Origin of the sequence: Methanobrevibacter boviskoreani JH1 (genome assembly GCF_000320505.1) — an archaeon.
GTDB lineage: Archaea > Methanobacteriota > Methanobacteria > Methanobacteriales > Methanobacteriaceae > Methanarmilla > Methanarmilla boviskoreani.
Genome location: NZ_BAGX02000008.1, coordinates 61533 through 85183 on the forward strand (window position 1 = coordinate 61533; position 23651 = coordinate 85183).

Genomic DNA, 23651 nt, shown 5'->3' on the forward strand with positions numbered 1-23651 from the left:
GTTAATATGGGGGAAAGATTTAAATACTGTGTTAATTGTGGTGAAAAGAATCCAGTAAATTCTAAATATTGTAAAAGATGCGGATACCAATTTAACATGGAAGAATTTAATAGAAATAGCAGTGATTCATCATTAAAAGACAATTACTCTAATCAACTCTTTGATAAACACTTTAACAAAGATTACTCTGACGAGGTCTATCCGGAAAACACTAATGAAAAACACAAAAAACATTTGATTGCAGGGCTGCTTGTGGTATTGATCTTAATCGTATCAGTTACTACAGTTGTAGTGATGGCGGGAAGTCCGGAAGATGTTCCATATCTATTTAAAGCTGATGAAATCCAGGTCAATTCAGTAACACAGACGGATTATCAAAGTTTTGTTGCAGATACCTATACCGGGTCTGCTAAAGTTTATAACGTGGAGTTTATTACCAAAGAAGATTTGGCCGATACAACTATAGAGGTTTATGGTTATGATTCCAATAATCAGTTATTGGATAATGTAGGTAATTTCTTTGGTACCAATGAATCAAATGTGATTTTATCTAATGATACGCCTGCAAATACAATAACGAATGCCAATGTTGTCTTTTCTAAAAAGGGTTATGATGATTTCCAACTTAAATATCTAAAAATATTCGTCTATAAAAACAGCAATGGAAATAAAGAATTAGTGGATAAATTTACATATAAAGTTAGTTAATTATTTCAATAATTATTTAACTTTCTTTTTTTTTAATCTTAATTTTTACATGTGAAGTTAGCTAGTTATTTCAATAATTATTTAACTTTCTTTTTTTTTAATCTTAATTTTTACATGTGAAGTTAGTTGATTATTTAACTTTATTTTTTTAATCTTAATATTTTAAAAATAGATATTTAATATTTGTTTAAATATTAAATAAAGTTTATATCATATTCGCCCTCTTTTTTGATATTATTTATTTTTACTATTGTTTTGATTATTGTTATTGCTTTCCTTTACAGTCTTATAGGTATATCCGCCATTTCCATCGGCTATCTTATATCTGATTTCACCATTACCTAAATCTTTAATCTCAAGTACAGTACCTGCATCAGGATTTGTAGTGTTGTTTGAAATATTGGCATTATTGTTAGTGTTTTTTTCAACTACCTTTAAAGTAGGTGCTTGACTTACAGGAGTGTTGTTTGTTATGTTAACACTTTGATTGGAACTAGGATCTGGTAAGGAGCTATTATTGTCTAAAATTAATGTTGCACCAAGTGCAGCAAGACTTAAACATAGTATTATAATTAAAATAGTAATAAAGTAGTCTATCTTTTCCATTACTCACACCATAAATTTTTAATATATCTTGAATACTTATTTTTTAATTCAAATATTTAAAATTATTTCTTTTTAACTTTTTATTTATTATATTCTTCTTTTAATATATTAATAAACCTAAAATCAATATTAAATGCTAATAATCATTAAAAATAACCCTTAAATTTAATGTTTTAAGATTTCAATAGGAAAAATATTGTTCTATCTATAGTTTTACCAGATTGTCTTGTTTACTTTTCAATTGTTAAAAAAATTTATCTAAGGTTGTTTCGTTTTTATCTGGTTTTCTGTATGGTTTTTTAAGAAAGCTTTTCTGATTGGCTTTTGTAACTATATCATTTTCCCTTATATTTCCAATTAGTATGGGGGAGTTTGGATCATGGTATTTTATATTCTCAAAGGCTTTTTTGGGATTTGTATTTGCATAGCAATATTTACATCCATTTAAACAGGTGTCATATTGTCCGATATCCCTTGTATCAATACAATGGCAGTGCAATCTGTCTCCCTTATGTTTGATGTCCTTAAATTTTATGTTGTTTGCATTTCCAAAAAGGTCCAGATTTCTGCAGGCTTCGTTTATAATATTGTATCTACTATAGTCCACATCACTTGCACAGCTTTGTATTTTCATATTGTATCTGTCTGCGATTTTTCCAAGATTTCTGGCAATGTCCTCTTTGTCCTTTATTGTAAATGGAATGATTTCTGGCATGTTCCTTTCTAGTTTTTTATATAAATCTACAAAACTAAAGATACATCTGTCTATATAGTGGTTTACCTTTTCTGTAATATATTCAAAGCACTGTTTATGGTATTGAAGATTATAATATGAGGTATATAATACTGGATCATATCTCCAAGCCACCTTATCCCTACCAACGATATTTGATAACTCCATTAGGGTATCTATACTCTCGTCGATAGACGGAACATTTGGCTCAACATCCTCTTTATATCCTGTTATCGTGTAAAAAAAGTAGGTGTTATAATGGTCGGTAATCCTGTGGATATCTGGAATAAGTGGCTTATAGTTCTTTGATACAAATGTGATGCAATCTATAAGGTTTTCCTTAAGTTCAATTCTAGAAACCTTCTCAGGAAACATCGGATTTCTGACATAAACATATCCCTCCTCAAATCTTTTTAAAAGCCATTTGGAATAATATTGGGGAATATCTGTTCTGGAGCTAACATCAAGTATCATTTTATCATTTTTTGATTATCTATAATGGATTAATTTATATCTAAAAATTTCATAAAAAATAAAAAGTGTTTAAGATTAAAGATAGATTAAATATTTAAACTAAGAGTAGGTTTGTTAAATCTATTAAAAATAGATTAAAATTTAAACTAATGGATCAGGTTTATTGGATCTATCTAAAGGGTAGTCTTTTACTGTTAAAGGTTTACCAATACTTTTTAATCTGTTATCTAAAAATTCCCTTCCCTTTTCCGTTGCTGCAAACAATGGCACTTTCTTACCGGAATAATATGGTTTAACCTTATCTGCATAGTCTAGTATTTCGGATGATGCACAGCCAGTTATAACATCCGCATTTTCAAACAGTTCAACCACTTCCTCTTTGCTTGCACCGGTTGTATGGGCTACAAAAATGTAGATATTAACGTCATCAGGTATTTCAAGTTCCCTTATCTCTTTAACCATAGGTGAGGGTATTATGGTAACTGCAATATTTTTATAACCTTTCTTGATTGCTTTTTTAACACCTTTCAACTGGTTTAATTCCGCAGTTTCAGGATTTAAAACATTTTCCCTACCAAGTTTTTCAGCTACCTCAGGTAACGGGGTTGTGGATACAAGTCCGGACACCCTTCCGCCAACGCCTTGAACTGTATCGGGGTCAGTCATTAAAACAGTACCTACCCCTTCACATGCACCTACTACACAGTCGATTGTACCAATTTCAAGGTTTGTCTCAAGCGTTTCACTTATTCCGAAGGTCATTATATCCTCCATTTTAATAATTCTCTTGGAGGTACACATGCCAAACTCTTTGATTCTCCGGTTTATATTCATTTCAATATAATCCTTGGTGATTTCATCAACATTGTCAATATCATTATAGATTGGACAATAGTTGATTCTAGGTTCTCCAATTGATGTTATCTTACCATCTTCAATTACAACCTCTGCTTTACCTAATGTAGATATTACATGTTTATCTTTTACCATTTGCTCACCTATTTTTTCTAATATTTTACTATATAACTAGTTTATTAAATATTTTATGAAAATTCTAAAATCAGTATTATTGTAAAAATAGTTTAGAAAGGGAGTTTAGTTTTTTTTTTAGATTGATTTAAGGTTATTATTATAAGAATGGTTTAAAATAGAATTTGGTTTCTTTTTAGACTGATATAGTCTATTATAATTATAAAAATAGTTTAAAATTATGATATAGTTTTTTAGTCTAATATATTTTCATTAAAGTTTAAAATGGTTTAAACATTAAAGTTGGTTTTTTGTTTTAATATAAAATTATTAAAATTATAAAAATGATGATTTAAAAAAGTAGTTTTATTGTTTAATAATGGTTTATTAGATTTTGTCAGCTTCCACAACCACATCGAACAATAACTTTTTTAATATCATCACCTCTGTATCTGATAAGGAGCTTGTTACCATATCCTCCCATTGATCTACTTTCTTGATGATTTCATCTGTTTTTTTCATACCCTCATCAGTTAGTTTAACGATCTTTTCCCTGTGGTTATCCGGATTCTCTTCTCTTGTAATCCAACCACATTCTTCAAAGTTTTTAAGTAATCTTGCAGTATAACCCTTGCTGACATTAAACAGTTTTGTTAAATCCTTCTGGGTGGTATTGTTTGAAAATCTTATTCTAAGTAGAAAGGGAAGATATGAGAGGGGAATCTCATCTTCACTGTTATTCCTATTCATAAATTCTTTATAACTTCCAACTAATTCCTCTACATAATGGTAGATTCTGATGTTTCTAGAATTCTCTTCTTTAAATTGGCTTGGTAACATCATATTATCCCTTTTCCTGATTTTGAAATATTATATAAAAAATTTAATTTAATCTATATTATATTTTTTTTAATAAATATTTTCTAATCAATGTTGTATTTTTGAGTTCTTGTAAATAATAGTATTAAATCGAAGACTAGGACTAAAATCGCAAACAGCATTACATAACGGACTCCAATACCTGCTACAACAAATCCTGCTATTGTTGTTCCTATTGTGACTCCAACATTTCCCATACTTAAGAATATTCCATTTGCAAATTCAGGTGCCTGTGGTGCAGCTGAAACCATCAGATATTGTGAAATATCATTGATTATTCCTGCAAATAATCCCCAGAAGACCATGAATATCACTGTCGGAATTGTTTGACTGCTTACTGTAAACATTCCAAATAATATGATTGAAACCACTATTGGTGATGCTAAGATTATTTTCCTACTATCCCTATCAAGTAATTTAGCTCCTAACCAATTACCTATGATTGATGCAACACCATATAGGAGTAATACAATACTTAGATTAGTTCCTACAATATGGGTTAATGCATTTAAGAATTCTGAGATGTATGAGTATCCTGTATACATTCCTGCATTTAAAAATATTACACCTAATACTGATATTAAAAATACCCCTGTTTTGGCAGCGGATATTTGGGATAGATAGGAATCCTCCTTTCCAGGTATTTTAGGGAAGAATAGTATTGTAAGTATTAATACTATAAAGTTGATTGTTGTAAACCATAACATCGCATACTGATAACCGAAATGACTTGCTAAAAATGTGGTAATCGGAACACCAATAATCATTCCGGCACTTACTCCCATTATAACCTTACTTACAGCATCCTGGGCTTTATCAGGTTCCACTATTTCTGCAGCTACTGTCATACTTAAACTACAGTATATCGGGTGAAACATTGCAGGTATTATACGGCAGATCAATGCTATATTAAAATCCTTTACAAATGCACCTATTGCTGTAAACACTGTAAACACTGTAAGAACCAATATGAATGTTTTCTTCCTTTCGTATTTACTGAAGATTACAGGCATGAATATCGCAAATATAGCTATTGTTAAAGCAAACATACTTACAAATAAACCTGCCTGTGTTATACTCACATTAAAATATTCCGCAATCTGTGGAAGTATTCCAACCACTCCCATTTCGGTACTTAATATTCCAAAAGTACCTAGAACCATGATATATATAATCAAATTATTTCTATCCATATTTCTGACCCTTTCTAATAATGATTAATTAATATAAAACTTATAAAAAAATTATTAATAATTTACATAAATAACTGTTTACAAAGTAAACTTATTTATTATTTTTCATTTTATACTATTTAAAGGTAATGGAAATTCTAAAATTTATTATTGGATTCTATTAAAAAGATGATTATCTATATTATATAATTATAATTATGGTTTAATTTTATTATCTAATTAATATTATAGTGTTTTAGATCATTTGGCTAGAATATATTTAATATAAGAATTCTAAAATATTTTCCTTGGATTTTATTATAATATTAATTAATATTTATATGGGAAAATTTTGGAATGATAGAGTTGTATTTTTTACTAAGATAACTGTTTACATAGTAAACTTTATATACTACTATTTTCATATAAGAAAGTAGAAAAACGAAAATGTTTTTAATTTTTAAAAAAATTCGGGATGATAAAATGGAATATGTAAAATTATCAAATGATGTAGAAGTACCACAGTTAGGATTTGGAGTCTTTCAGGTAGCTCCTGATGTAACTAAAGATATAGTGGCAAAAGCAATTGAAGTAGGATACAGACACTTCGATACCGCACAGGCATACTATAATGAGGAGGCTGTAGGTCAGGCAATCAAGGAATCTGGAATTCCAAGAGAGGAATTTTTCATAACCACCAAAATCTGGAATACTGATCACGGTTATGAGGAAGCTAAAAAAGCATGTGAGGAATCACTTAGAAAATTACAAACCGATTACATTGATCTATACCTTATCCACCAAAACATTGGTGACGTGTTTGCAACATGGAGAGCATTTGAGGAATTGTACAAAGAGGGTAAGGTAAAAGCTATTGGAGTAAGTAATTTCGCAAAAGATAGATTTGTAAATCTTGCATTACATAGTGAGATTACACCTATGGTAAACCAAATCGAAGTAAACCCCTTCTATCAACAGGAAGGTGTTGAAGATTTCTTTGATAAATACGGTACTAAAGTTGAGGCTTGGGGTCCACTTGCAGAGGGAAGAGACGGAATTTTCCAGGATGAAACCTTGAAGACTATTGGAGATCAATATGGTAAGTCCGTTGCACAGGTTATCCTAAGATGGTTGATTCAAAGAGGAATCATTGTTTTCCCTAAATCCTCTGCAGAGGGAAGAATGAAGGAGAATATTGATCTATTTGATTTTGAATTATCCGATGAGGATATGGAAAAAATCAAAACATTGGATAAAAATGAACCTATTGCAGATATTACCAGTCCTCAGTTTGTTGAAATGATTTCAAACTATTAGTTTTAAAGGACCATTATATAGATACATTAAAATTATTAATTTTTTATTTTTTATAATTGAAATTTTTCTAAATTAGAATAAGTCATGATTATCTTATAATAAGATAATAATTTCCAACCCTTGTATTAGATTACTTGAATTGTATTCATCTAATTTAATACAAGATAATATATTATTTAATTCTATTTTTAGTTGATTTTTTTTATCTATTTGTTAATATTTAATTTATATTCTAATTTTAAATCTGGTTTAATTTTTAATATTCTAACTTTAATCTAGAATATTATTTATTCGATAAATTTAATTAAAAAAAGTTCTATTGATTTTTCCAATTCAAACTTTGAATCTAATTCTTATTTTAACTGGTTTTTTTTGATTTTTTAATTTTTAACTAATTTTAACTAATTTTAATTTGTTTATTATAATTTATTCAATTTTTATTTAAATCCCAGCTATTTTATTAATTTTTAGTTTAATTAATCTTTATTTTATCAATGAAACATAATTCTCTAAAATGTTATAAAAACCAGTTTTCAATATATTTATATATTTGAATATATAAATCAAATATTAAATTAATAATGGTGATTATATTGGATTTTGAAGAAGTTATAAAAACAAGACGTAGTGTACGTGTATACGAAGATAAGGAAGTTGAAGATGAGAAGATTGAAAAGATCATACGTGCAGGAATGCAGGCTCCTGGAAGTAGATTAAATGCGGAACCATGGGAATTTGTCGTAATTAAAGATAAGGATACATTAGAAAAAATCGGGGAAATTAAACCTAGGGTAAAAAACGCACCTGTTGCAATTGTGGTTCTTGCAAACATTGAAAGGGCTTTTTATAAAACTGTATGGCAACAAGACTGTGGTGCCGCTGCAGAGAATATGTTACTTGAAGCGGTAAATCTTGGATTAGGTGCCCTTTGGAATGGAGTTGCTACCTTCGAGGATATCGAGGCATCTATTGCTGAAATTGTAGGTGTGGATAATGAAAACGTCAAACCTTACTGTATTATCACTGTCGGATATCCTGGAAAAGGTCAAGAAAACAAGTTCATGGATAAATTTGATGAATCCAGAATCCACTATGAGAAATATTAATTTTATTTAATTTCATTCTTTTTTTTAAGGTTTTTAATTGTAGTTAGATTTTTAAATTAAAAATTAGATCTTATTTTATTTTCTAAATTACTGGGGTTTTGTAAAAAAGTAGATCTTAACTCAACTAGTAAACAGCTTTTAAAAAGTAGATTTTAACTCAATTGGTAGGATAATAGTTTTAAATTTATTAATATGATAACAGCTTTTAAAAAGTAGAGTTCAATAAATTATTAGAAAAATAGTTTTTGAATAAAGAATAGATTCTAATTTAAATAAGAATCTTAAAAAAAAGAAAAGATAAAGCTAAAATTAGTTTTTAGCTTCCATCACTGTTTTTCCACCCATATAAGGTACTAATACCTCAGGGACTTTAACGTTACCATTTTCGTCCTGGTAGTTTTCCAATATACAGCACATTGTTCTTTCAGTTGCAATGGCAGTACTGTTTAATGTATGTAATACTTGTGCATCACCGGAACCTGCCCTACCAACACGTGTTTTTGTTTTTCTTGCCTGATAATCCTTACAATTGGTACAGGATACAAGTTCCCTGTAGGTTTCAGATCCAGGGAACCATGCTTCAAGATCATATTTAATGGATGCATTGTCGTTTAATGCAGAGGATACAATTGCCACAATATGATATGGAAGTTTTAAATCCTTATAAATCTCTTCAGTTGTTTCAAGCAACTCTTTGTGTATTCTTTTAGAATCCTCAGGACTACAATAGATGTATTGTTCGATTTTTTCGAATTGATGTACTCTAAAGATACCGAGTGTATCCTTTCCATGTGATCCTGCTTCTTTTCTAAAACAGGTTGATAAAGCACAGTATTTTATAGGTAAGTCATCTGGTGAGATGATCTCATTTCTGTGTAATGCCGCAAGTGTTTGCTCTGCAGTAGCAATTAAATATAGATCTTCATTTTCTAGTTTGTATAATGTCTCTTCAAATTCACCTAATTCGGAAGTTTCCGCTGCAACTTCACTTTTTACAAAGAAAGGTGTTTGGAGTGGAATATAACCTTTGGATTCTAATTTATCTAAAGCAAATTGAATCAATGCTAGGTTAAGATGTAGGATATCTCTTTTTAGGTAGTAAAATCTCGCACCTGATACCTCTGCTGCGGTTTCTAAATCTGCACCGTCAATTTTGTTTATTAAATCCACATGATTTAATGGTTTAAAGTCAAATTCTGGGATATCCCCGACGGTCCTTATAATCTCGTTATCATCCTCGGTATCGGAAATAGGTACATCCTCATCAATAATGTTTCCCACTTTGTATCTGTAATCCTCACGTAGCTGTTTGTATTCCTCATTCTTAGCTGTGATCTCTTTAATTTCAGCTGCGACAGCTTTTGATTCTGCAATCACCTCATCGATAGTTCCGTCCTTTTTTGCTTGTTTGAAGGATTTGGATAATTTATTCTTTTTTTGACGTAATTCATTTAATTTGGTTTCGCCCTCTCTCCATAAATTATCATACTTTATTACGTTTTCTACATTATCAGTGTCTCTAAATCTTTTCTTTTCAGATTCAATAATTAAATCCGGATTTTCTCTAAACAATTTAATATCTAACAATATAATTTCTCCTAAATATGTGTTTATAATTTAATTACTTATGATAAGCTTTAAAATAAAATTTTGTAATATATTATAATATAATTATTATATCTTTTTTATTTATTAATTATTTTCTTTACTTTGAATCATCATTTCTAAAAAAGGTTTTTTCGGGTTATATATTTTAAAAAATATAGGCACTGGGTTTAAAATCCTTTTAATTTAAAAACCTAGAATTTATTTTTAACTATGATGACTGTTTCTTAACCAATTTTAATCTAAATCACTCCTCAACAATAACATCCAATCTTTTTTGACCGTTTATTCAGAAATACTCTTCAACAATGGAATTCAGTTGTTTTTTAATCATATCAAAGTCTTGATTAAGGTCTAAAGTTTTAGCACTAATCCTGTTTCCGCTCATACTATATGTGTAATCGGGCTGTTTTTCCTCATCTGTTTTAGCATATAACAAAATTCCGGAAACTTCATGTTTCTGATTTGACAGTTCAGCCTCTTTATTCTTTACATAAGTAAAGATTTGATATAGATTTCCGGAATGAACCGTTTTTATATTATAGTGTTCCTGCATGGAATGTGTGTAATACTTGGCATCTATGATTACCGTTTTATAATCCTTTGTTAAGGTAATGTCTGTCTGCATAATTGGTAAATTGGTGTCTATCTCATCATCTAATTGCCATTTGATCTGGGAAGATTCCGCTTTTATATTTCCATATTCCCTTTTATAATATTCGAGTATGAATTTTTCATATAATCTCGGCATATTGCTTTCATAGAAATCGATAAGTTTTGTTTTACCTTCTGAGTGATTTTGAAGTAATCCTTTACTTGTAAGATAGCAGATTTCTATAATCATTCTATAGGTTTGATTATTCTTATTATATTGGATATTCCAATTAACGGTGTTTAAGTCGATTAGATTCACATCTTTAAAATACAGGTACAATCTTTTAAGCTTCTTTCTCCTGTTTTTTGAGAGTTTAGCCCTTTTTAAAAGTAATTGCATCGTTGATTTTATAATCTGGTTTTTATATGAATCAACCGTAAAATTATCATAGGAACATACGACCCTCTTATTTCTTAAGCTAGCGATTGATTGGGTAAGTTCTATCTTACCCTTTATGGTAGGCAGTTCATCGGTATTTTCAATATAATCCTTTTCAAGTCCCCTTTTTATCTGTCTGCTTATACTGATAATAAGAATTTCCGCAAATAATTCGTTTATGTTATCAAATTCTTCCGTACCTAATCTTTCATATGATTTTTCACTTAATACCTGGAACGCATAGCTTAACATATAATAGATGTTTTTAATCGGAATCATTTAATCACATCTTCAATAGATTATACAAGTGCATTTTTTAATCTGTTACTCCATGTTTCTACCTTGTTTACCTCATCGAACCAATATTCTTTAAGCAGTGGGATTATCTCAAAGTTAATTATGAAGTCCAGTTTCTTATCTATCGTTTTCTCATCTAAGTTGCAGAAATAACTATGTCCAATTTGGAAACCCTCTCCAAGAACCTCATCATTTTTAATCTCATCATTTAACTCTTTAACGAGGTTGATAACATTATCAAACTTGGGATTATTCAAGGACTCCCGGTATCTAATGAAGTTTTCAGAGTCGAATGCCGGTTTTAGTGTGTAAAATGCAAATCTTCTTCTAAGCGCATAGTCAATCATTGCAAGACTTCTATCGGCGGTATTCATTAAACCAATAATATACAGATTTTTAGGGATACTGAATAGTTCTCCATTGTATAATAAACGTACTTTGTTTCCACGTTTGTCCTTTTCAATAAGCATGAAAAGCTCACCGAAGATTTTACTGAGATTTCCTCTGTTTATTTCATCAATAATGAAGAAGTAGTCGTTATCCTCATCCTCCTCTGCCTTTTTACAGAAGTTGTAGAAAACCCCATTTTCAAGGTTAAAACCGTTCTGTGTAGGTCTGTATCCCATGATGAAATCCTCGTAGGAATAGCTTTGGTGGAATTGTATGAGCTCTACCCTTTCCTTATCCTTAACACCGATAATGGAATATGCTAATCTCTTGGATGTAAATGTTTTTCCGACTCCCGGTGCACCTTCAATGATTACATTCATCTTATATCTGATAAGATTGACTAAGTTATCATACATCTCCTCATTTATAAATGATTCCTCAAGAAATTCCTCTTTAGTATATATTGGAAGTTTCTCATTGGAGGGTTTCTCTGGTTCAATATCATCCTCAAATAAACCTTTTATATTATTTAGCATATCCTCATAATCTGTTATTCGTGTTAATGTTTTGGTAGGTAGATAGAAGTTAGTTTTTGTGTTTATCTCCTCTTTCCATTCAATTTCAATAAAGTTTGGAAAATTTTCATCAATACTTTTATCAAAAAAATATTTTCCTTTAACGATTCCATATGCAATTATTTCATGTGATCCCCTTTTTGCAAATACAACATCTCCAACTTTAATCTTGTTTGAAAATTCCCATAAAGCAAGGGCATCATTGAAAAATTTCCGTTTACTATTATTTATTTCTTGTAGTTTTGATTCTATTGCTTTTTTTGAGGTATATTCTTTTAAGTTTCCTACAGCTTCCCATCCTATACCCATTAGGTTTTTGTCACGGAATTTTTTCCATGCAAATGCGCCTTGACCTGGAGAGTATAACCAATAATTTCCATCATTATTTATATTTGAATCTCCTATTCCATCTCCAATTTTCTTTCTTTCTTTACGTTCCTTTTCTAATTCATCATCTTTTACAGACTCAATATATGAAATGTAAATAAGTTCGGGGAAATTTTTAAATTCATAATTATTATTTTTAATTATTTCTTTAAAATCATTGCAAATTTTTAGATATTCTTCTCCTTTTGGTGGTGTATCTGATTTGTCAGAGGGTTTAATTCTATTAATAGCCTCATCACCTACAAAATTAGGATTGGTTAAATACCATCTAGTACGTGAATTAAGACTAATATATTCATAAGGTCTAATCCAGAATAAACCCATTGTAATGTTCCATTTAATATTCACTTGATTTAAAACAGTATTGTAGATTTTTACAAATTCATTTTTTAATTGCGGACTTTTATTCTCAGAATATTTTAGTGCGATTTCAAATAAATCCCACAAATTATCGATATCGTTATCTCCTCTACTTCCTTTAAAATAGTAAAATGTACTGTTTACAGGATTTAATTCAGGAACACCTTTAAAATCAGTAGGTAAATCAGCTTTCAATGAAAATGATTCTTTAATTTCCTTTAAAATTTTAATCTTATTCTCGGTTTTTATGTTTTTATTAAAAAGTCCAAAAATAGTGAATGGTCCGATATCTGTAATATCATTGTTTGTTTCAAGTAGAGGTAACTTTAAGTCAATATTATCAAATATTGTAATGATCTTGTTAACTAATCCTGTTCTATTATTTTTATATTCAAGTAATCTATCTGCAAACTCCATATAGAAGTTTATCCATGTGAATTTTTTTTCTTCTTCCATATTAAACCCATTTTAATTTTTATTAGTTGCTTTAATTTATTTTTCTAATTTAAAAAATATTTTTTGATTTTAAATTTAACTTTAAATAAATTATTGGAGTAAATTTTAAACTTTTTATAGAACCATGGATTTTCTTAAATTGTATTAAATATTAAGTAATATTTTTTTAATCTAAATTTATATTTATTAAAAAATTTTTAGATTTTTTATAAAATTTTAATATTATATGCAATAAATTAAAATTTTTTTATTGTTTCTTATATTATAGATTAACTGTTTTATTTAAAAAATTATAACTATTGTTTATTTATTTAAAAACTAATTATAACTGTTATATTTACAATTACTCAATATTTATTACTTTTTAGGCTATTTTAAGCTTATTTGTAATAAATAGTTTTATATATTAAAATAAAAGTATATAACACTGTAATAATTTAATAAAAATATCGAATAAAGTATTACTAAATATTCTTTTTGATATATGATGTTATTACATTTTTTTTAAAAAAAGCGAAATGTTGGTTTGATGAATAATAAAAAATTTTTAATTATATCTTTATTATTAGTTTTTCTAACAATTGGTGGTATATCAGCAACAGATAACCTTAGTGATGTTCAATCCGTTGATAATCATTTAGGTGTTGCTAATGCTGGAGTTGATAACGGTTCAAATATTTTAGCAGATACTAATGAAGATTCTTCTAAATCAATTAATGTAACCGTTAATTACCAATATAAAAGTGATAATGGTAATATAACTCCTTCAATCAATGTAAGTGAAAATGATAATAAAAAGGTAAATATTATTTCTAAAAACTATTCTAAGAATTCAAATTCATATATGGTTAAAATAAATGGCGCTGAAGTTTTAAAGAATTTAAATGTCTCAGTTTCAGCTCCAGGTTATATTAGTCAATGGAAATTAGTAACCCTTGATGAGGCCAATAATTTGGCTAATGTGGTATTTGATTTGAAAGCTACCAAAAGTTATCAATTAGGAAGAGATGTTACTTATCAAGCAGATAAATTGCTTAACTTTAAGAACGCTGATAAAGTATTGGCTATTACAACTGCCGGTGTTCCAAAATTAGATGGTAAAACTAGTGAAAATGCAATAGATGGAATACTCAATTATGCTAAAAACTATATCTCTTATGGTAGAGGAAATATCTTAATGTTACGTCAAACAGCAACTGATCCAATTGATTTCTGTTTTGTTGTTAAAAAAGGTAAAACTTTAAAAGCAGCAATTTTCTTAAATGGAAGTACTAAATGTTCATATTTGGGTAATATCTCTGAATATATGAATAGGACCCAATGGAATAAATTAGTTAAAACAGTTGGTGGAGAAAATGCATTCTCATTTGCAAGTTTAGCAAATGGTTGGTATGGTGGAGTTACTTTTGATGTTCTACAAGAAGCAGCTTTCCATGGACATATCTGTGAAGGTACTTTAGGCGGTTATACTATAACTAAAGCATTACTTCAATATTATCCTCCAATTCAAGAAACTGGAGTAGGTAATCAGTCTCCAGGAGACATCACTTCTTATAAAATATTGGGTGTTCCTGGTGATTCTGCAAACGATGCCGTTCTATTCTTCTTAGATGCAACTTCTGGAAAACGTTCCTATATTGGTTTTAACACCACTTCTACTGGTGCAAAATCAAACATGATTGCTTTTATCAGATGGAATGATAAAACCAACAATGGAACTATCGTTGTAATGGAATATGATTCTAAAAAGAATAAAGCATTATTTGAGAAGGAAACTGGTATAAAAGGTAATGGTAGTTTAGAACAGTTAAAATATAATACTTGGTGGATTAATAGGATTTATAAAAATCCCGCAAGTTTGGTAAATGTATTAGTTGAAAAAGATAATCTAAGACCAGAACAATATTACTACTTAATCGGTACTGCTGACAATGTCACATTACCAAATGGTACCGTAATTGAGGCATGTAATTCCCATGGTTTAGATTATAACTATATTAAAGGTTTAAACTTACCTAATGCTACACGTGCAAATAATGTAGGTACCAAAGCTTATTTAACATATTCTGATTTTAAAAATATTGGTAAAGAAGCAGCTACTAAAGCTAAATCCATATTTGAAAAATCATTAAATGTAACAATCTATAAAGACATGCCTAACTTCTTAGTCTTAACCTCTGCAGGTTATGTTCTATTAAATGAACAGTCAACTGAAGGTTGTTGGGATGGTCTTTTTGATGTGTTAGGATCTAGATTATCTAGAACTACATTATTACCAGTACATAAAGCTACTTGGACTCCATTATGGTTTAATTTTGTTTTAAAACAAAATGATGGCTCTCTTATGAGTCTTTACATGAGATATAATCCTGATGGATCCTGGTATATTGGCGAATATAATGGTAGTCAAGTAAATAACATTAATATGAGTACTTTAAATAATTCCTCATTATCTGCCGCAATAAGCAAAAATGCATATCCTGATGGTAACTATTTCAGTATTCAAAGTTTAACGAATGCTTGGTCTGGAGAACCTTATTTTGATCAGGTCATGTCATTCTTATTCCATAATCATGCATGTCCGGGTGTTCAACCAGGTTTCTTCATTACCGATTATATCCAAAAGAATTTCAATAAAACTTCCACTCAGTCTTATACATATATTGCTAATGAACAGTATTGTAAGGATGACAGTTTAGAATACATATTAGATGTATCCCCTGGTCTTGGAAACTATCTTGTACAGAAATTAACTACCGACGAGTATAAAGGTGTAGACGATCTTGATGAGGAAGGTATATTAATTATCTGGGATTCAAAAAATAATATTGGTCAAGCAGTGTCTCTTAACTTTAAATGGCCTACTTATGACTTAAGTAATTATGCAACTTCAGAGGCTAAAAGAGCTGCTCAAATTCAAGCTTTCATTGATTTATACAAAGGTCAGGAAAATTCTATCGTAAAGACCAATCCTATCGTAAGCCATAGTGACTCAAGATGGATTACTCGAGATCAGTATAACATGTTAACTTCTGGTGGTAATGGAAGTAGTCTTGCTTATTTAAGGAATTTACCGGATTTAAGCAGGAACCAAGTATTGGCTATAGCAAATGCTAATAGGAATAACAATTCTGGAAACATGAATAATAATTCCGCTAATGCTAATCATAATTCCAATGCAAATTCTAGAGTAAATGATGGCAGTGCATCCAATGGCGGTTCATCAAATACCGGCTCAGGAGTCGATACTTCTTCTGCATCATCCTCTGGTGATAGTTTCAGTGTAGGTCTGGAACCAGTTAGTGCTGCAAGTACTGGAAGTGATTCCAATTCAAAAGCTAGTCCTAAAGCTTATGAAATAAATAAAACCGGTGCTGCTATATCCAACAACGATCCAAACTATCCATTCTACTTAGCAGTAGTATTGGTCATGTTATTAGCTGTATTTGCTGGTGTAATATACTCTAAATCAAGAAATAATAATGAGGAATAAATGTTTTTGAGATTAATATCCTTATTAATCTCATTTTTTTTTTATGAGGTGTTTATTATTATTACTAATTTGAAAAGGTTTCTTATTTTTTTATCAGTTTTTTGTTTAATTAGTTCTTTGAGTCTAGGTATGGTTTTTGCTCATCCTGGACATGGTCAAGAATATCCTGAGGAGGTTACAACACAGGATGTACAACAAAGTAGTTCTGGATCATCACATTCTAGTCAATCTAGTCAATCCAGTGGTTTTTCCTATTCAAGTGGTTCCGGTTCTTCTTCCAGTGGATCAGGTAGTTCATCAGGTGGCCATTCAGACTCTTCAGGTAGTAGTTCTCAAAATCAAGTATCCTCAGATACAGATGATAATGGAAATAGCGCCTCCTCTAATGATAATTCTAAAAAGTTGAATAAAACTAATAATACTAATGAAAGCAATGATTCTACTGTAAATTCAACAGATAAGAATCAGGATTCTAATTTATTCAATTTATCAAACATTGTAGTTTTGATAATAACCTTTGTAGCGGTATTTTTAATTGTAGTTTTATTATTTAAATACGGTATTTTTAAGTAGGGATAATAAATGCATTTGGCTGACGGTTTAATTCCATTTTCTCAAGCTATTATATATTGGGTAATAGCCTTAATTTTTATTTTTTATTTGATTATATTTTATTTAAACGTAATAAAGTGAAAGAAAAGAAAATAGTTTTTATTGGAGTGTTAACAGCGGTTACTACAGTAGCTTCGGCTGTAACGGTTCCCACACCTTTCGGGATTTCAATACATTTCTTCATGTTTCCTTTGGATAGTCTATTATTGGGTCCGGTTAGTGCGTCAATTATTTCCCTCATCGCTTTGTTGTTCCAATCTTTTTTAGGTATCGGTGGATTTACGACATTGGGGGTTAATTTTTTAATAATGGGTTTGACAATAAGTTTTGTTACTTATTACTCTTATAGAATCTTTGGCCTACTAAATGACAAATTTGGAATATTTGCAAGTACATTTATAAGCATAATATGTGCAACAATCTTTCAGGTTTTCGTTTTAATACTTTCTGGATCCACTAACATTGAAATGTTGGTATCTACATTAGTGCCATTCTACTTGTTAGTTGCTATAATTGAAGGTATTTTAAATGTATTTATTTTATGTCTGATCGGAAAACTTATGCCGAATATCTTGGATTTTGAAAAGATTTAATAGAAAATATTAGAGTTTGGTAGTTTTAATTAAGGACTTATAATAAATATTTTGGAATTTGGAAGGATTTAATAGAGAATTTATTTCAAATATTTTTGGATTCTGAAAAGATTTGATCTTTTCATATAAATTATAAAAAATTGTATATGTGATAAAATGGAGTTTAAGAAGGTATTTTTAGTTAGTTTAATTTTTTTGATATGTTTGTGTGGATTAAGTTCCATCAGTGCTCATGGAGTGGATGTAACTGATGATACAATGATTATTGCAAATGAATCAAATTGTATTCTTGCAAAGGAAATTGTTGATGAGATGAATGTAAATGTTACAGTTTATAAGTTTACATCCTCTGGTGAGGCAGAGCATATTATGGAGCATATGTTAAATAATTCAAATAAAAGGGTTATTGTTTTATCATATCAAGATACTGCTCATGATTTTTTAAATAAACATGGTGATTTGTCTAATAGGTTAATTATTGTAGATGATGTTAATAATCAAACTATTCATTCTTCTATTAATCAATTATTGTCTGTTAAAACTCAGCCTGAAACCGTCAATTATATTTTGCCATTAATTGGAGGTCTAATTATTGGTTTAATTATTGGTTTAGGTTTAGGTGTTTTAATAATGAAAAGAAAGTATGAAATTTAATTGTTTAGCTTAATTAATTAGATTATTCTTTTTGATTGTTGTTTATTGGCTATTAAACATTATTGATTTTTAATTAACCTTTTAATTTTTTATTTTTTCTTATCTCTAATTATCAAAATTTTAAACTTAGTTTGATTATTGCCTATTTTTCAATTAGTTTTTTCTGATTTCATATAAATCCAGTTTGTACATATGAAATAATAATTAAAATATAGAAATATCCATTATAATTCTTTTTTGTAAAAATTTTCATAGCTCTTGCTGATTCTATAATCTTAAAAAAAGTAAATAAAAAAAGTATCTTAAATTAAGGATTTAATTTAAGATTATGTTAAATTTTAGTAGATAAAGAAATTCTTTTATCCGAATAGATTTGTCTCATTAAGTTTACTATCAAACCAATGTGCACCTTTGTCTGCAAATTGTTTTACTATGGCTGAAATGATTACGGTACCAATACCTAAACCTATCATATAGATTAATGCAGGGGTATAGGAGGTCCATAGTAATCCCAGTGCTGACTCACGTAGAAGTGTAATTGAATGTGTCATTGGTAAATATGGGTATAATGTTCTAAAGAATTGACTCATAATTTCAATTGGATAAATTCCACCAGTTCCTGAGATTTGCAATACTAAAAGAATTACACTTAATGCTTTACCTACTTGTCCTAATGCTGAGATTAAGGAATAACAAATAAGCATAAATACCGCAGATATCAGGTATGCTGATAGTATAAATATTGGAACATTACTTACCTCAATTCCAAGCATGAAACAGCCTATTAATGTAACGGTTGCCTGAAGAAGTGACATGATGATAAATATTAATAATTTACCAAAGTACATTTCTATTGGAGTGTATTTGGTTCCGGTTGCTTGTCCTGGTTTAAGCATTACAGCGGTAATTACAGCACCTACCCACATGGATAACACTATGTAGAATGGTGCAACCTCTGAACCATAATCTTCAACAGGATATAATTCCTTTTTATCTAGTTTAACAGGGGAATAGAAGTAATCTCCTATTTGATCTTCATCAACGCCAGTTACATCGGATAATGAACTTGATGCAGATGAAAGTGAACCTGCTGCAGTAAACAATGCACCTGATGCAGAGTTTGCAAGTAATTCGGAACCTGCAGCTAAACTAAGAGCTCCATTTGCTAGGGATACAGAACCTCCTGCAACTTGGGAAGCACCGTTTGCTAATTCAACTGAACTACCTGCCAATTTGGAGGATCCTTGAGCTAGATTATTGGAGGCACCTGCTAATTCGGAACTGGAGTTTGCAAGTTTTACAGAACCGTCGACAACTCCTTTTACCTGATCAGGTAAGCCTGTTGTATTTACACCAGATAATTGACGAGATCCCTCTTGGACCTTACTTGCACCTGATGATACCTGGCTTGCTCCGCTTTGTACCTGTCCTGCTCCTGAAGATACCTTTCCGGCTCCGCTTTGTACTTGGCTTGCTCCGCTTTGTACCTGTCCTACACCAGATGAGACCTGTCCCGCTCCAGAGGATACCTGGCTTGCACCTGAGGATAGTTGTCCCGCTCCGGAGGATAGTTGTCCTGCTCCTGAAGAGAGGCTGGACTGTAGGTCTCCTAATTTACCATATGCTGCAACATTAATAAACTCTACAATTTCTCTATTAACATCATTATACACGGCCTTTGCACCGGAATCACATAGCTTACTTGCTACCGGGTTAGATTTTCTGTTTATGACATATTGTAGTTGTGCAGATTTTGGATTGTCTGTTGTAATTGAAGCAATGGACTTACTGAAGTTATGGGGTATAACTATACCTGCATAGTAGGTTCCATTATGAACTCCCCGTCGAAGATCACTTTCACTTACAAAAACCCAATGGAAATCATTGTTCTTTCTTAAATCTTTAACAATGTCATCACCCACGTTTAGGCTTTCACCATTGTATGTGGCACCATCATCAACATTTGCAATTGCAAAGTCAATATCTTTGGTGTTTTCATATGGGTTCCAACATGCCTCAATGTTTAGAACTGCATATAATGAAGGTAAAATAATTATTGCAATTAATGTTATTACCACAACGGGATTTTTAAAAGCCTCATGAGCATCTTTAGAAGTAATTTCCTTTACATTATGAAGATGTTTCATTATATTTTTTGACATCTTTCACCTCATTTTTAATAAATATAATTATCTATAATTTAATAATTAGAATCTTATATTAAAAATTCATTTAAATAATTAGAAATAGTCTTCTAATTCCATTTAATATTTTAAATATATATTATTTAATTAAAATTCCATTATTTAAAACATCAAGGAAGTCGTCAATATATTTATTTACATCATATTGAGGAGTCTTGGCAAAAAATTTCCATAAAACAATAGTTTCAAAGAAAACGCTATAGATACTAATTGCAAGAATATCCGGATTCACATCCCTGATATTTTTTTTGGATATTTGCATTTTAAAAAAGCTTTTAAGTTTGTTAATGATTGTATCGGCTATTTTTAAAATTATACTTTCCTCAAATGGTATTCCATCGATTTCCTCCAGTGCAACTTTAATTATTTTAAAGTCGTCATTTGGAAGGTTTATAATTTTAAGATAGGATTCTCTCAAATAGTCGTTTACTGAAATTGAATCATCAAACTCAAAAATTTTATTGATTTGTTTTATAAATTCTTCTACGAATACTTTCTTAGAAACTTCGATAAGATTATCTTTAGATTTAAATTTTCTAAAAAGAGTAACTTCACTTACTCCTGCTTCCTCAGCTATTTTTTTAGTGGTTGTTTTGGATATTCCATTTTCCTCTAAAACATGAAAAGAGGCATTGATAATCCTTTCCTCAGTACTCATATTTTTAACTTCCATAATGTAAGTAAGTACCTACTTACATATAAACTTATCTTAAGATTTATTAAGATTTTTAAAAATAATTTAATATTTTATAATAAAATTTAAAATATCCATGGATATTTGGACAAAATTAGTTTTTTGTTTCTTTTATAGTTTAAGTTAAATCGAGTTTCAATAATATTTCAAGAATAGTTTGATTTTAGAAAACTCGGATTTTATGTTATTGTTTTAGAATTGGTATCAATCTTAAAACTGGGATTTTTATTTTAATCTTTTAAAAAATCATGAAAATAAATTAAAATCTGTCAAAAATTAGATTGCTATAAATTATCCCTATGTTTATTTCAATTTTGGAAAAATTAAAATAAAAATAATTTATAATGTTATTTGGTTTTGTTGGATTTTAAATACTGTTAGAGCTTTTTTTTAGGTATGATTTTAATAAATGAATGGTTGTTCATAATCATTTCTACTTGAGTAAAGTTATCGATATCTTCATTGTTGTTTAATTCATACTGGTTTTTTATTTCTTCGTTGATAATGTCCCTTTTATTACTGGTTTCATTGGATTTCTTTCTAGTTTTTTGGTTGGGTATAGTTTCATTACCACAATTAAAAAGATATTCATCAGATTCTTCTAATGGTAAATCACTGACGGCATCAGAATTAATCATAATAATTCTCCTATTTTTTAAAATCTAAATTGTAGGTTAAAATATATCATCTTCCATATATAAATAACTTTTGATTTGATTTTTCTATTTTTATTTAGTGTTTGCTTCTTTTCTTGAAAAATGACTTGTTTTAAACTAGAAATATTCTTTTTATTTTTATACCTTATTTGATTTTGTTTAAAAATATGATTTTTTACATGATATTTCTATAAAAAAATGAGATATGTTCAACTTTAACGGATTGTTTTAAGTCTGTTCTGAACAGAATTATTGTGATTATGAATAAAAATCTTATAACTGTGTATTCTACTTAAATTTCCTTCTTTTGATTTTTTAAAAATTTTATAATAATGTTCTATAAAATGAATTTTGTATAATTTTTTTTTTAAAATATTAAAATCTTAATAATTTATTATAAAAAAATTAAGTTTTGTAAAAGATAATTCAAAATAAAATTTAATCGAAAATTCATTAGTATAGCCTATCCATTTGTTGAATGTTTAATTAAATTAAGTAAACAATAGATATAATAATTAGTGGAAATAGTTGAAATTTGAAGAATAATTAAAATAAAAAAATTTAGGGGAATTAGTTCGAATTGAAGAATAGTTAAAATCAAATAAAGTTAGTGGAATTAGTTCGAATTGAAGAATAGTTAAAATTAAAAAAAGTTAGGATAAATGTAGATAAAGATTCTCATTTATCCATATGTATGACATACTTTACAGTAACCATCGCCATCTGTATCATGAGTACCTTGTGCAATACATTGGCTTCTACTTATGCCGTCAGTACCTGATCTGTCATAGTTAGTATAATGATGGCAGTTTGTACAATATCCGTCGTGGTTTGTATCATGTTTTCCTGATGCAATACATTCGGCCTCGGTCATTGCATGTGCAGAACCTGAGGAACTTGAAACTGATGAACTGTCACTACTACTGTCATCGGAACTGGATTTTTTAGTAGTGTTTTTTGATAATATTATTGAATCAAGATATTCCTGGGTATTGTGGTCCTTGTTGGCACCTGTAATTTGTACCCAATAATATTTGTCATTAATATATAACTCTTTGGCAACTGCACCATTTGCACTTATATTGCCTTCAAGTAAAGATGGATCTGCTCCTGCAGCATCAACTGTAATAACGGTTAAAGTAAATGAATCCCCGTTACCGTTGACTTGATAGGCTAAGTCAGTAGCTTGGCTGTCTCCAATATTGGTGGAAGAATTACCTATTAGTTTATAGTCATATCCGGTCATGTTTAGTTTTAAATCAGATATTTGTAGGATCTTATCCTCTTTATGGACTAATGATGAAATCGGATTATCGCCGTCATTATATACGGCATACACAACACCTAATATTATTAGGCAGATGAGCACTGCTGCAAGTCCAACGATGATTATATTCTTTGTGTTATCCTTAGACTCTTTATTGTTTGCGGTATTTGGTGTAAACTCTGAGTTTAATTTATTACCACATTTGGAACAAAAGGTTGCATCATCGGATAGTTTTTGACCACATTTAGGACAATACTTACTCACTTTTTCACCTCCCTAAACAGTTACTTAATTAAATTTTATATAAAAAGATATATAAAGCTTTAAGATAATTTTTTAGTTTATAATCTTGTTTAGTTTTCATGCTTTATACTCTCATGATATCTTAGTTTTTTCTGAATAATGGAACAT

General features: G+C 29.4%; 19 protein-coding genes. 7 read left to right on the forward strand and 12 right to left on the reverse strand.

Annotation, left to right across the window (positions count from 1 at the left end; all coding sequences use genetic code 11):
- The first annotated feature begins 6 nt into the window (after positions 1-6).
- Entirely contained in the window at positions 7-708 is a 702-nt protein-coding gene (locus ON24_RS01455) for a zinc ribbon domain-containing protein (RefSeq protein ID WP_040681682.1), read from the forward strand.
- Between the two features lie 234 nt (positions 709-942).
- On the opposite strand, the gene ON24_RS01460 is transcribed toward ON24_RS01455, so the two are convergent.
- From ON24_RS01460 to ON24_RS01480, 5 genes are all read right to left on the reverse strand, one after another.
- Positions 943-1314: a hypothetical protein gene (locus ON24_RS01460; RefSeq protein WP_040681683.1), complete on the reverse strand. Its 372-nt coding sequence runs from the start codon at positions 1312-1314 to the stop codon at positions 943-945.
- A 244-nt stretch (positions 1315-1558) separates the two neighbouring features.
- Positions 1559-2521 (reverse strand): DUF1848 domain-containing protein, encoded by a 963-nt coding sequence (locus tag ON24_RS01465; protein WP_040681684.1) that lies wholly within the window; start codon positions 2519-2521, stop codon positions 1559-1561.
- Positions 2522-2662: 141 nt separating this feature from the next.
- The gene (locus ON24_RS01470) at positions 2663-3511 is read right to left on the reverse strand and encodes a methanogenesis marker 8 protein (protein ID WP_040681685.1); all 849 of its coding nucleotides are present in this window, start codon (positions 3509-3511) and stop codon (positions 2663-2665) included.
- A gap of 366 nt (positions 3512-3877) precedes the next feature.
- On the reverse strand, positions 3878-4333 hold the full coding sequence (locus ON24_RS01475; protein ID WP_040681686.1) for a MarR family winged helix-turn-helix transcriptional regulator: 456 nt from the start codon (positions 4331-4333) through the stop codon (positions 3878-3880).
- Positions 4334-4413: 80 nt separating this feature from the next.
- On the reverse strand, positions 4414-5562 hold the full coding sequence (locus ON24_RS01480) for an MFS transporter (protein WP_040681687.1): 1149 nt from the start codon (positions 5560-5562) through the stop codon (positions 4414-4416).
- A 462-nt stretch (positions 5563-6024) separates the two neighbouring features.
- Here ON24_RS01480 and ON24_RS01485 point away from each other — a divergent pair, with 462 nt between their 5' ends.
- Positions 6025-6858 (forward strand): aldo/keto reductase, encoded by an 834-nt coding sequence (locus ON24_RS01485; RefSeq protein WP_040681688.1) that lies wholly within the window; start codon positions 6025-6027, stop codon positions 6856-6858.
- A gap of 590 nt (positions 6859-7448) precedes the next feature.
- The gene (locus ON24_RS01490) at positions 7449-7964 is read left to right on the forward strand and encodes a nitroreductase family protein (RefSeq protein ID WP_050553520.1); all 516 of its coding nucleotides are present in this window, start codon (positions 7449-7451) and stop codon (positions 7962-7964) included.
- Between the two features lie 309 nt (positions 7965-8273).
- Here the strand turns inward: ON24_RS01490 and serS are convergent, their stop codons facing one another.
- The 3 genes from serS to ON24_RS01505 form a co-directional block, all read right to left on the reverse strand.
- Entirely contained in the window at positions 8274-9551 is a 1278-nt protein-coding gene (serS, locus tag ON24_RS01495; RefSeq protein ID WP_040681690.1) for a serine--tRNA ligase, read from the reverse strand.
- Positions 9552-9858: 307 nt separating this feature from the next.
- Positions 9859-10881, reverse strand: coding sequence for a 5-methylcytosine-specific restriction endonuclease system specificity protein McrC (mcrC, locus tag ON24_RS01500; RefSeq protein ID WP_040681691.1), 1023 nt, complete (start codon positions 10879-10881; stop codon positions 9859-9861).
- 20 nt (positions 10882-10901) lie between these two features.
- The gene (locus ON24_RS01505; protein ID WP_040681692.1) at positions 10902-13067 is read right to left on the reverse strand and encodes an AAA family ATPase; all 2166 of its coding nucleotides are present in this window, start codon (positions 13065-13067) and stop codon (positions 10902-10904) included.
- 529 nt (positions 13068-13596) lie between these two features.
- Between ON24_RS01505 and ON24_RS01510 the strand changes: the two genes are divergently transcribed.
- From ON24_RS01510 to ON24_RS01525, 4 genes are all read left to right on the forward strand, one after another.
- On the forward strand, positions 13597-16560 hold the full coding sequence (locus ON24_RS01510) for an FmdE family protein (RefSeq protein ID WP_081585220.1): 2964 nt from the start codon (positions 13597-13599) through the stop codon (positions 16558-16560).
- Between the two features lie 129 nt (positions 16561-16689).
- A complete protein-coding gene (locus ON24_RS08900; protein WP_152411870.1) occupies positions 16690-17133 on the forward strand; it encodes a hypothetical protein in 444 nt (147 codons plus the stop codon).
- Positions 17134-17279: 146 nt separating this feature from the next.
- Entirely contained in the window at positions 17280-17765 is a 486-nt protein-coding gene (locus ON24_RS09085) for an energy-coupling factor ABC transporter permease (RefSeq protein ID WP_236254912.1), read from the forward strand.
- A 204-nt stretch (positions 17766-17969) separates the two neighbouring features.
- On the forward strand, positions 17970-18419 hold the full coding sequence (locus ON24_RS01525; RefSeq protein ID WP_236254910.1) for a hypothetical protein: 450 nt from the start codon (positions 17970-17972) through the stop codon (positions 18417-18419).
- A gap of 359 nt (positions 18420-18778) precedes the next feature.
- Here the strand turns inward: ON24_RS01525 and ON24_RS01530 are convergent, their stop codons facing one another.
- The 4 genes from ON24_RS01530 to ON24_RS08915 all read right to left on the reverse strand — a co-directional run bounded on the left by ON24_RS01530 (position 18779) and on the right by ON24_RS08915 (position 23504).
- Positions 18779-20581, reverse strand: a complete 1803-nt coding sequence (locus tag ON24_RS01530; protein ID WP_040681694.1) for a YhgE/Pip domain-containing protein — start codon at positions 20579-20581, stop codon at positions 18779-18781.
- Positions 20582-20702: 121 nt separating this feature from the next.
- Positions 20703-21281, reverse strand: coding sequence for a TetR/AcrR family transcriptional regulator (locus tag ON24_RS01535; RefSeq protein WP_050553516.1), 579 nt, complete (start codon positions 21279-21281; stop codon positions 20703-20705).
- Between the two features lie 413 nt (positions 21282-21694).
- Positions 21695-21955: a hypothetical protein gene (locus tag ON24_RS01540; RefSeq protein ID WP_040681696.1), complete on the reverse strand. Its 261-nt coding sequence runs from the start codon at positions 21953-21955 to the stop codon at positions 21695-21697.
- A 700-nt stretch (positions 21956-22655) separates the two neighbouring features.
- The gene (locus ON24_RS08915; protein ID WP_050553517.1) at positions 22656-23504 is read right to left on the reverse strand and encodes a zinc-ribbon domain-containing protein; all 849 of its coding nucleotides are present in this window, start codon (positions 23502-23504) and stop codon (positions 22656-22658) included.
- Between the last annotated feature and the right edge of the window lie 147 nt (positions 23505-23651).

What these genes read in the sequence shown, in the direction of transcription:
- ON24_RS01530 (WP_040681694.1), bottom strand. Translation starts at nt 20,581, where the DNA reads ATGTCAAAAAATATAATGAAACATCTTCATAATGTAAAGGAAATTACT.
- ON24_RS01475 (WP_040681686.1), bottom strand. Translation starts at nt 4,333, where the DNA reads ATGATGTTACCAAGCCAATTTAAAGAAGAGAATTCTAGAAACATCAGA.
- ON24_RS01485 (WP_040681688.1), top strand. Translation starts at nt 6,025, where the DNA reads ATGGAATATGTAAAATTATCAAATGATGTAGAAGTACCACAGTTAGGA.
- ON24_RS01470 (WP_040681685.1), bottom strand. Translation starts at nt 3,511, where the DNA reads ATGGTAAAAGATAAACATGTAATATCTACATTAGGTAAAGCAGAGGTT.
- ON24_RS01460 (WP_040681683.1), bottom strand. Translation starts at nt 1,314, where the DNA reads ATGGAAAAGATAGACTACTTTATTACTATTTTAATTATAATACTATGT.
- ON24_RS01455 (WP_040681682.1), top strand. Translation starts at nt 7, where the DNA reads ATGGGGGAAAGATTTAAATACTGTGTTAATTGTGGTGAAAAGAATCCA.
- mcrC (WP_040681691.1), bottom strand. Translation starts at nt 10,881, where the DNA reads ATGATTCCGATTAAAAACATCTATTATATGTTAAGCTATGCGTTCCAG.
- ON24_RS01510 (WP_081585220.1), top strand. Translation starts at nt 13,597, where the DNA reads ATGAATAATAAAAAATTTTTAATTATATCTTTATTATTAGTTTTTCTA.
- ON24_RS01540 (WP_040681696.1), bottom strand. Translation starts at nt 21,955, where the DNA reads ATGATTAATTCTGATGCCGTCAGTGATTTACCATTAGAAGAATCTGAT.
- ON24_RS01465 (WP_040681684.1), bottom strand. Translation starts at nt 2,521, where the DNA reads ATGATACTTGATGTTAGCTCCAGAACAGATATTCCCCAATATTATTCC.
- ON24_RS08900 (WP_152411870.1), top strand. Translation starts at nt 16,690, where the DNA reads ATGGTTTTTGCTCATCCTGGACATGGTCAAGAATATCCTGAGGAGGTT.
- ON24_RS01480 (WP_040681687.1), bottom strand. Translation starts at nt 5,562, where the DNA reads ATGGATAGAAATAATTTGATTATATATATCATGGTTCTAGGTACTTTT.
- ON24_RS01505 (WP_040681692.1), bottom strand. Translation starts at nt 13,067, where the DNA reads ATGGAAGAAGAAAAAAAATTCACATGGATAAACTTCTATATGGAGTTT.
- ON24_RS01535 (WP_050553516.1), bottom strand. Translation starts at nt 21,281, where the DNA reads ATGAGTACTGAGGAAAGGATTATCAATGCCTCTTTTCATGTTTTAGAG.